Origin of the sequence: Aeromonas sp. 604176 (genome assembly GCF_049170755.1) — a bacterium.
GTDB classification, from domain to species: domain Bacteria; phylum Pseudomonadota; class Gammaproteobacteria; order Enterobacterales; family Aeromonadaceae; genus Aeromonas; species Aeromonas veronii_A.
In genome coordinates this window covers 43300-50577 of record NZ_JAAKNE010000019.1, presented here as the reverse complement: position 1 = coordinate 50577, position 7278 = coordinate 43300, and the positions used below count along the sequence as shown (strand labels likewise).

General features: G+C 59.1%; 8 protein-coding genes and 1 pseudogene. 2 read left to right on the top strand and 7 right to left on the bottom strand.

The features are described from left to right. Positions 1-404, bottom strand: a 404-nt coding sequence (locus G5358_RS05555; RefSeq protein WP_421323771.1) for a sterol desaturase family protein, incomplete at its 3' end; no start/stop codon positions are given. Positions 405-572: 168 nt separating this feature from the next. Between G5358_RS05555 and G5358_RS05550 the strand changes: the two genes are divergently transcribed. Beyond that, complete coding sequence (locus G5358_RS05550) at positions 573-1364, top strand: substrate-binding periplasmic protein (protein ID WP_421323770.1); 792 nt, start codon at positions 573-575, stop codon at positions 1362-1364. 130 nt (positions 1365-1494) lie between these two features. Here G5358_RS05550 and G5358_RS05545 read toward each other — a convergent pair whose 3' ends face one another. The 5 genes from G5358_RS05545 to G5358_RS05525 all read right to left on the bottom strand — a co-directional run bounded on the left by G5358_RS05545 (position 1495) and on the right by G5358_RS05525 (position 4290). Next, positions 1495-2238 (bottom strand): amino acid ABC transporter ATP-binding protein, encoded by a 744-nt coding sequence (locus G5358_RS05545; protein WP_421323769.1) that lies wholly within the window; start codon positions 2236-2238, stop codon positions 1495-1497. After that, positions 2222-2344, bottom strand: a complete 123-nt coding sequence (locus G5358_RS05540) for a hypothetical protein (protein WP_265177235.1) — start codon at positions 2342-2344, stop codon at positions 2222-2224. Before G5358_RS05540 ends, G5358_RS05545 begins: the two co-directional genes overlap by 17 nt. Beyond that, positions 2328-2450, bottom strand: a complete 123-nt coding sequence (locus G5358_RS05535) for a hypothetical protein (protein ID WP_265328643.1) — start codon at positions 2448-2450, stop codon at positions 2328-2330. Before G5358_RS05535 ends, G5358_RS05540 begins: the two co-directional genes overlap by 17 nt. Next, positions 2434-3393, bottom strand: coding sequence for an amino acid ABC transporter permease (locus tag G5358_RS05530; RefSeq protein WP_421323768.1), 960 nt, complete (start codon positions 3391-3393; stop codon positions 2434-2436). The genes G5358_RS05535 and G5358_RS05530 overlap by 17 nt, the downstream gene beginning before the upstream one ends. 96 nt (positions 3394-3489) lie before the next feature. Then, complete coding sequence (locus G5358_RS05525) at positions 3490-4290, bottom strand: transporter substrate-binding domain-containing protein (RefSeq protein WP_041209881.1); 801 nt, start codon at positions 4288-4290, stop codon at positions 3490-3492. A gap of 499 nt (positions 4291-4789) precedes the next feature. On the opposite strand from G5358_RS05525, the pseudogene G5358_RS05520 reads away from it, so the two are divergent. Further along, a pseudogene (locus G5358_RS05520) lies at positions 4790-5925 on the top strand (GGDEF domain-containing protein). 18 nt (positions 5926-5943) lie between these two features. On the opposite strand, the gene G5358_RS05515 reads toward G5358_RS05520, so the two are convergent. Then, a complete protein-coding gene (locus tag G5358_RS05515) occupies positions 5944-7278 on the bottom strand; it encodes an MFS transporter (RefSeq protein WP_216954065.1) in 1335 nt (444 codons plus the stop codon).

Sequence of the window (7278 nt, the reverse complement as noted above, 5' to 3'; positions counted from 1 at the left end):
GGGTACATCAGGCTCTGGCGAAAAGCGGTGGAGAGGTTGAGCCGCTCCGAGCTGTGGTGCACCACGTGGGAGGCCCACAGCCAGCGAACATGGTGGCTGGTGAAGTGGAACAGCCAGTAACAGAGATCCTGCAACAGGAACAGCAGTAGCACACTCCAGAGATTCAGCTCGATATCGAACAGTCGCCAGCCCCAGAGGGTGTCATACAGATAAGCAATGGCGATGGCCGCCAGCGCATCGCCACCCTGATGCATCAGGGCCAGGGCGGCGTTGGCGAACAGATCCCGCCACTGGTAGGTGGCTGTGGGAAAGGCCGCGCCATGTTTGCGCAGGTAGAGCATCTCCCAGCCGATAAAGGCCAGAAAAACCGGGGAGAGGTAGAGCAGAAGCAGTTGCACATCCATATGTGGCCATCCATTCAGAGCAATTGCTCTCCAGCATAAAGGATGGTTTTAATATTTCATTAACATTTTTCAGCCAACGAAGAGATGGCATGAAATATGGCGCACCAGCAGAGGAAGGCGCAGCGGATGGCTATGCTTGATGCAGGCTTTTTCAGGAGGTGCTGGCTTATGCGCGTCTGGTGTTGCTTGTTGCTGGGGTTGTGCATGATGGCGCACGCCAAGACCCGGGTCGAGATCCTGGCGGATGCCGCCTATCCCCCCTACTCCTGGCAGGAGGGGGAGGAGGTCAGGGGGATCTATGCCGACATCATCCGCGAGGTGACCTCTGCCATGCCTGACTATGAGGTGGTACTCAAGCCTATGCCGTGGCGGCGCGGTCTGAGTATGGTGGAACAGGGGACCGCCTTCGCTATTTTTCCACCCTACTACATGCCCGACACCCGCCCTTACATGTGGCCCTACTCCCAGCCGATGCTGGATGAAGAGCTGGTGGTGATGTGCGGCGCCAGTGTGGCAGCCAATACCCCGCAGGCCAGCTTTCCGCTCGACTATCACGGTTTGCGCTTTGGTATGAACGCCGGTTTTGCCGTCGGCGGCGATGCCTTTTGGCAGGCGGTAAAAGAGAAGCAGATCGACGTGGAGGAGGTGAAAAGCAATCGGGAGAACCTGCTCAAGATTGTCCGCGGCCGGGTCGATTGCACCATCAATGATCGCCTCTCCCTGCTCTATGAGTTGCTCAACATGATAAAGGCCGATCAGCTGGCAGTGGCCGATATGTCCCTGCTCAAACAGGGTCCGGTACTCAGCAAGGAGCAGGGGTTTCTCGGCTACAGCCGCAAGGGGGAGTACCCCTACAAACAGGCCTTTATCGACCAGTTTGACAAGGGGCTCTATCAGCTCAAAAAGCGCGACGGGATCAAGCCCATCGTCGAGCGCTATCTGGGAAAGTCCCCGCGCTGAGCCGGTAACCGCGGGAGCGGCTTCAGCAGCGAGTGGGTGTTGTTTCATCCGATCCGCAAAGAAAAAGTGAGAGGAACCATGGTTCCTCTCACTTTTTTACTGGCCATTTTAACTGGCTGTGGGTCTGCGTTTACAGCACCTGACTCAGGAACTGGCGCAGGCGCGGGGAGGGGGGATTGTCGAAAAACTCCGTTGGCTTCTCATCCACCAGCAGTTCACCGCTCTCCATAAAGAGCACCCGATCCGCCACTTCCCGGGCAAAGCCCATCTCGTGGGTCACCACCACCATGGTCATCCCTTCGCGGGCCAGCCCCTTCATCACATCCAGCACTTCCCCCACCATTTCGGGGTCCAGCGCACTGGTGGGCTCGTCAAACAGCATGATGCGCGGCTGCATGGCGAGCGCCCGGGCAATGGCTACCCGCTGTTGCTGACCACCGGAGAGTTGGGAGGGATAGCTGGCTGCTTTCACCGACAGCCCCACTTTCAGCAGCAGCGCCTTGGCTCTGTCTTCGGCCTCACGGCGCGACAGGCCACGCACCTTCTGCGGAGCGAGGCAGATATTATCCAGCACCGTCAGGTGGGGAAAGAGGTTGAAGGACTGGAACACCATGCCCACCTCTTCCCGCAGCTTGTTGACATCGCCCGGCTCGGTCAGGCTGATGCCGTCGACTACTATGTTGCCGTCGTTGATGGTCTCCAGCTGGTTGAGGGTGCGCAGGAAGGTGGACTTGCCCGAGCCACTGGGGCCGACGATCACCACCACTTCCCCTTCGGCGACCTGGGTGCTGACATTTTTCAGGGCATGCACTTCGCTGCCGTAAAACTTCTCGACACCGGTCGCTTTGATGATGGGATCAGTTGCTGCGCGCATATTTCGCCTCCAGAAAACGAACCGGGAAGGCGAAGGGGGTGCCGGTGATGGCTGCACTTCTCGACGCCCGTTGCACCTTGATGATGGGATCAGTTACTGCGTGCATATTTCACCTCCAGAAAACGAACCGGGAAGGCGAAGAGGGGGGCGGTGATGGCTGCACTTCTCGATGCCTGTGGCACCTTGATGATGGGATCAGTTGCTGCGTGCATATTTCACCTCGAGACGGCGTACCAAGAAAGAGAGGGTGCCGGTCAGCACCAGATAGAGCAAGGCGACGGTAAACCATACCTCGAACGGACTGAAGGTGGAGCTGACTACCTCGCGACCGGCCTTGGTCAGATCGGTGATGGAGATGACCGACACCAGCGAGGAGTCCTTGATCAGGTTGATGAACTGACCCGCCAGCGGCGGCAGTACCCGCTTGAACGCCTGCGGCAGGATGACGTAGCGCATGGTCTGGGCCGAGGTGAGGCCCAGACTGCGACCCGCCTCCATCTGCCCCTTGTGAATGGAGCTGATGCCGGCGCGCACGATCTCCGCCACATAGGCGCCGGTAAAGACGGCCAGTGCCGCGACCGCGGCAGTGAAGCGATCGAGGTTCAGCACTGTGCCGATAAAGAAGTAGACGATGAAGATCTGCACCAGCAGCGGGGTGCCGCGAATGAGCTCCACATAGGTGACGGCCAGATTGCGCAGGGCCGGGTTGGGGGAGAGTCGGGCCAGCCCGGCCAGGGTGCCGAGCAAAATGGCGAAGATGCCTGCCACCAGCGAGAGCTTGATGGTGACCCAGACGCCCCAGGCGATGGGGCCGGCGGTCCAGCTCAGCTGGATATCGAGGGCATCGCCACGAAAGACGGTATCCCCTTCGCTGACCTGCACACCGCTGGTCGCGATGGGCTGGCGCTGGTTGGGGTCGAGATCGTTTTGCAGGAACAGTTTGCCTTTCTCTGCGGCCGTGGTGCCAGCCACAACGGTGCCGTCAAACTCGGCGTAATTCTTCTGCTCGGCCTGATAGGCGATGTACTGGGGAATGCGTTCCCAGCGCCAGGTGTAGTCAACGGATTGCACCGCCTTGTAGATGCCGAACACGGCCACCAGCAGCATCAGCAGGAAAACCCCATGCCAGAGCAGCTGATTGGGCTGTTTTTCCATCTGTCTTGTCGGTTTGGGTGTGTGCACAGTCACAACCTCTTCTCGTTATTGTGTGGGGTGTTGCGAGAGGGGGCGGCAAGGCGCCCCCTTTTGAGGTTATTTGAGCTGACTCAGCCAGGCGTTGGATTCGAACCACTTCTTGTAGAGGCGGTCGTAGCTGCCGTCGCCCTTGATTTGGCGCAGGTAGTTGTTGAACCAGTTGAGGGTGTCCTGATCTCCTTTGCGGATGGCCCAGGCCAGCGGCTCGAAGGTGAACGGCTTGTCGAGGTGTACCACGGCGCCCTTGTTCTGGGAGGCGAAGATGGCGTTGTAGGGCAGGTCGTAGACGAAGGCATCGACCTTGCCGTTGATCACCTCCAGCTTGGCGTCATCCTGGGTTTCAAACTGCAGCAGGGTGGCTTTCGGGATGAGGCGCTTGACCGCCTGCTCGCCGGTGGTGCCGAGCTTGACCGCAATCTTGTATTTCGGATCGTTGAGGTCGGTGAAGGATTTGATCTCGGCAGCCTTGTCCTTGCGCACAACGATGGTCTGGCCGACCACGATGTAGGGATCGGCAAAGTTGACCCGCAGGTTGCGCTGGGGAGTGACGGTCATGCCGCCCATGATGACGTCGAACTTGTTGGTCAGGAGCGCGGGAATGATGCCGTCCCACGCGGTATTGACGAACTCGACCTTCACGCCCATCTCCTTGGCGACCATCTTGGCGAGATCGACGTCAAAGCCGATGTACTGGCCCTGTTTGTTGGTCATCTCGAAAGGTTGATAGCCAGCATCGAAGCCAACCCGCAGCACACCGCGCTCCAGCACGGCATCCAGGGTTGAGGTGGGGGTAGTGGCGGGGGCGGCGGTCGCCAGCCCGCAGAAGAGCAGGGTAGAAAGAATCAGTTTTTTGATCATGGGTGACGTCTCTGTCGATGTTGTGTTCGGCCTTGAACCTGATCCCGTGCGACTCCGTGGCACAAGAGACTGCTGCATCCGGCAACAGGCAAGACAGGATGAATGTCTTGGGTCGGGGGAAAGCCCCATATGGGATGCTATGAATCGAAATTGAGCGAAAAATGTACCAAAAACCAATTGTGTCAGAATACTCAATAGGTTAGAGGCGCTTTTTGCTCACCGCTTCACTCATAAAATCACACGAAAACAACATATCTATCTAACGTGGCCGGTTCAAGCCCAAATTGTGTTCAATACCTTTTGTTACATATGATGGGGTTCGCTTGTGACTTGTTTTGTACTCTGACTTTATCTGTACCTGCGGTGGTGCGATCCCGACAGGACAAGCAGGTCACAAAGACAGTAAACAATATGTTTTTATTGTGAAAACAGTCAGCCCCCTCTGGGTCTTGGCAAACGCTTCTCATATACTCAGTTACCTTCTGAAACTGGTTCTTGTATGGCGCTCTCACTGCTGCTGAAACTGGACGTTTTTACCCTGATGCTGATGGCGCTGGGTGGCTACAGTCTTGGCTTTATCACCCTCTCCATCATCTGGTCTACCCACAGGGAGATCCCCGGTATCGGTTACTGGTGGTGGTCTGCACTCTGTGCGCTGTGGCCCAGACGCTATTCTCGTTGCAGGCATTTTTCCCCAGCCCATCCGGCATCTGGCTGGCCAACACCCTGATCACGCTCTGCATCGCGCTGATGCCGCTGGCGCTGCAGCGCTTTTTCGGCCAGCCGCCGAACTGGCGTGCCGGTGTGCTCTTTATGCTGATCTATCTGATTATCCTGAGCTGGTGCATCGTGAAGGGGGGGATGGAGTCTAGGGTGATGCTGGCTTGCCTGAGCTACATGGTGCTGGGGGCGGTGATCGTCTATCTGGTCTGGCGTCACGGCTATCCCGACTATTTGCCGGCGGTGATGGTCTTTACCGTGGTCAACATCCTGCTCTACGCCTTCTACCTGATGCGGCTCTGGTTCCTGTGGCAGGACAACGTGCAGATGCTGATGGATAAGAGCGGGGTCAATGTGCTGCCCTTCCTCTCCATGCTGATGGGAAGCTATCTCTCCACCTTCGGGGTGCTGCTGCTCTGTACCCAGTACCGGGCGCTGGCGCTGCACCAGCAGGCGAGTCACGACCCTCTCACCGGCCTGCTCAACCGGCGCGGCTTTATGGAGCAGCTGAAGCAGCAAAAGTTGGGTGACGGCGGCGCGCTGGCCGTACTCGACATCGATGATTTCAAGCAGATCAATGACCAGTATGGCCACGAGGTGGGTGATCGGGTGCTGGCCGAGCTCGGCGCCTATCTGGGTAGCCAGCCCGATTTGGTGTGCAGCCGTTTCGGTGGCGAGGAGTTTGTGCTGCTCTTCTCGCAGCCCGGTGTGCTGGCGCTGCAGCGCTGCGAGGGATTGCTGGAGGCGGTCGCGAACCGCAACATGGGCGGCCTCTCCATCACGGTCAGCATGGGGCTCTCCCACTGGCACGGGGAGTGGTACTTTGATCCTCTGTTCACTCAGGCCGACCATGCGCTCTATTGCGCCAAGCGGCAGGGCAAGAATCGGGTCTGTCAGGCTGGCCGGGAGGCGTAACTCCCGCTCAGTCCGGTATCACATCGTGTCGGCAGGTTGGGGGCGTGGTGCCTGCGCCTTGAGAAAGGGGAGCAGCAGCAGGGCTGAGATGCCCGCCGCCACCGAGATCACCACGAAGAAGCCGTTCCAGTGCCAGATCTCCATCACCTTGGCCAGCGGATAGCCCGACAGCGCCGCCCCCATGTAGGCAAACAGGCCGACAAAGCCGGTAGCCGCTCCCGCCGAGTTTTTGTGGGAGCACTCCGCCGCCGCCATGCCGATCAGCATCTGGGGGCCAAACACGAAGAAGCCGATGGTAAAGAAGCAGGCCGCCTGCATCACATAGCTGAAGAAGGGCATCAGCCAGAGTGACCCCACCGCCAGCAGGATCCCCACCGCAAAGATGAGGTTCATTGGGCCACGGTTGCCGTTGAACAGCTTGTCCGATCCCCAGCCCGCCACCAGCGCGCCGATAAAGCCCCCCACCTCGAACATGGAGATGGCCGAGTTGGCGCTCATCAGATTGAAGCCGCGCTGCTCGGTCATGTAGAGATTGCCCCAGTCGTTGATGGCGGTGCGCACCACATAGACCAGCACGTAGCAGCAGGCGAGCAACCAGATATAGGGGTTGCCCAGCACATATTTGCGCAAGATCTGGCGATGGGAGAGCCCCGCATCCTGGGTCTGCTGGGCCAGCTCCATGGCGTCCTTGCGCCACTCGCCTACTGTCGGCAGCCCCATGGCGCTCGGGGTATCCCGCAGCCGCCAGCAGAGGAACAAACCCGCCACGATGGCGATAAGGCCGGGCACTATCATGCCGTAGCGCCAGCCATGTTGCAGGGCGATGGTGCTGACGATAAGGGGAATGAGCGCGCCGCCGACGTTGTGGGCGGTGTTCCAGGCCGACCACCAGACGCCGCGCTCGGTACGCGAATACCAGCTTGTGAGCAGCTTGGAGCAGGGGGGCCAGCCCCAGCCCTGGAAGAAGGCGTTGGCGACCCAGAGGGCGGCAAACATCCAGAGTGCCGACGAGAGGCCGAACAGTATGTTGATAACGCCGGTGGCCATCAGTCCGACACCCATAAAGTAGCGCGGGTTGGCGCGGTCACTGATGATGCCGGAGAAGAACTTGGAGCAGCCGTAGGTGATGTAGAACAGAGTCCACAGCATGCCGATATCGGACTTGTCCAGCATGCCGCTCGCCAGCATGTCCGGCATGGCGAAGTTGAAGCTCTTGCGGGTGAAGTAGAAGACCGCGTAGCCCAGATACATGGTCAGCAGCAGGTGCAGCCGCCAGTGGCGATAGGTGGCGTCGATCTCGGCCTGATCCCGGATAAGGGGCCGGGGCGGCGCGCTTCTCATAAAACTCAGCAC

What these genes read in the sequence shown, in the direction of transcription:
- G5358_RS05550 (WP_421323770.1), top strand. Translation starts at nt 573, where the DNA reads ATGCGCGTCTGGTGTTGCTTGTTGCTGGGGTTGTGCATGATGGCGCAC.
- G5358_RS05545 (WP_421323769.1), bottom strand. Translation starts at nt 2,238, where the DNA reads ATGCGCGCAGCAACTGATCCCATCATCAAAGCGACCGGTGTCGAGAAG.
- G5358_RS05540 (WP_265177235.1), bottom strand. Translation starts at nt 2,344, where the DNA reads ATGCACGCAGTAACTGATCCCATCATCAAGGTGCAACGGGCGTCGAGA.
- G5358_RS05535 (WP_265328643.1), bottom strand. Translation starts at nt 2,450, where the DNA reads ATGCACGCAGCAACTGATCCCATCATCAAGGTGCCACAGGCATCGAGA.
- G5358_RS05530 (WP_421323768.1), bottom strand. Translation starts at nt 3,393, where the DNA reads ATGGAAAAACAGCCCAATCAGCTGCTCTGGCATGGGGTTTTCCTGCTG.
- G5358_RS05525 (WP_041209881.1), bottom strand. Translation starts at nt 4,290, where the DNA reads ATGATCAAAAAACTGATTCTTTCTACCCTGCTCTTCTGCGGGCTGGCG.